The sequence below is a fragment of the Novosphingobium sp. HR1a genome (genome assembly GCF_015594425.1).
Lineage (GTDB): Bacteria > Pseudomonadota > Alphaproteobacteria > Sphingomonadales > Sphingomonadaceae > Novosphingobium > Novosphingobium resinovorum_A.
In genome coordinates, this window is the sequence record NZ_JABXWS010000136.1 from 1 (window position 1) to 1,465 (window position 1,465).

Consider the following 1,465-nt stretch of genomic DNA (forward strand, 5'->3'; position numbering starts at 1 on the left):
AGCGGGTCGTCTAATCGCCCCTCTGTCAAGCACGCCCAACCTTCGTTTATTCATAATTCTTGTCATGCGTATGCCGGGTACAGGGTCGTCTACGCGGTCGATACAAGTTGATCGCCGCAGGATGGGTTCCGTAGGTGAGATCTTCCTATGTTCGTGACGCAATCTGCTCATCAGGGCAGTTGCTTCCCGCTTCTCGGAATGATCCCATCCGCGTCCCGGCAGGGACGGTTCGGCACGCCCTGAAAGGGCGCTATTGGTTAAACGATGGTTGGTGCAGTAACGGTATTGGGCTGTTTGTCAGGCTGGAACGATGGCGCCAGCGTTTGGATCAAACAACTCCCCCGTCTTCAACATCGCATGCATGATAACCGCCAACTTACGCGCGAGGGCAACTGCTGCGCGTTTGAAGCCGAGCCGCTCCCTCAACGCAAGCGCCCAGGTGCGCAACGTGCTCGTCTCCGACGATCTGTTCAGAATTACCGAGGCCGCCTCGTACAATAGCGTGCGCAACTTGGCGTCGCCACGACGGGAAATGTGACCTTCATAGTCAACCTCACCCGATTGATATCGCTTCGGGGTCAGTCCGACCCAAGCGCCCACAGCGCGCGAGTTTTTGAAGTTGATCGAATCCTCCACTGCTGCTGCAAAGGCTGTGGCGGTGATCGTGCCCACACCAGGCACCGAGGTGAGCAGGCGGCAACGTTGATCTGCGCCCGCCATCGCGACCAGCTGCTTGGTCAACTCCGCCACGCGAAGTCGAATATTACCCCAAGCCTGAAGCAACGGCAGGATAATACGCGCCAAATCTACCTCGCCTTCCAGAAATGTGACGACGTTGCGTTCAAAGACGCTGCCAGCGCCTTTGGGTATGACGAGCCCGAATGACTTCATCAGACCGCGTATCTGGTTGGACATCTGCACGCGCATCTTCATAAGTTGACGGCGCCCGGCGATCAGTGTCCTCATCAACATGCTGTCAAAGCCTTTGACGCGGACCTCACGATAGAAACCCACCTCGGCCAAATGCGCTAAACCATCGGCATCGTTCGCATCGGTCTTGTTGGCAGCCATGTCGAGAGCCGCCTTGGCATGGCGCGCGTCTATGCAAATCGCGGGCAACCCCTCGGCTGTCAGCGCATGATAGAACCATACCGAAAGAGGTCCTGTCTCGAACACTACGCGCTTTGCATTCGGGGCCCGTTTGCGGATCACTTCTGCCAAAAGCTTTGGATCGGACGAACACTTGCCGCGCCAAATGCGCTTGCCATCCTGTCGAACCGAAATCGAAGTGTCTTTCAGAGAGACGTCGAGCCCTATATACTGATCCACGGTTGTCCTCCATCTGATGCTGGGCCCGGTCCAAAATCGTGAGCCCGTTCTTCATCTTATCGGGGGGCAACCAACCTTCCAGTAATCCCGTGCATCTGGCCAATGGCTGGCGCTCCCGCGATTACGTCATGTTCGT

The 1,465-nt window shown here is 56.9% G+C and carries 1 protein-coding gene; it reads right to left on the reverse strand.

All coding sequences use genetic code 11. The features are described from left to right. Nucleotides 1-297: 297 nt before the first annotated feature. The gene (locus HWN72_RS30630) at nucleotides 298-1,329 is read right to left on the reverse strand and encodes an IS110 family transposase (RefSeq protein WP_211152316.1); all 1,032 of its coding nucleotides are present in this window, start codon (nucleotides 1,327-1,329) and stop codon (nucleotides 298-300) included. Between the last annotated feature and the right edge of the window lie 136 nt (nucleotides 1,330-1,465).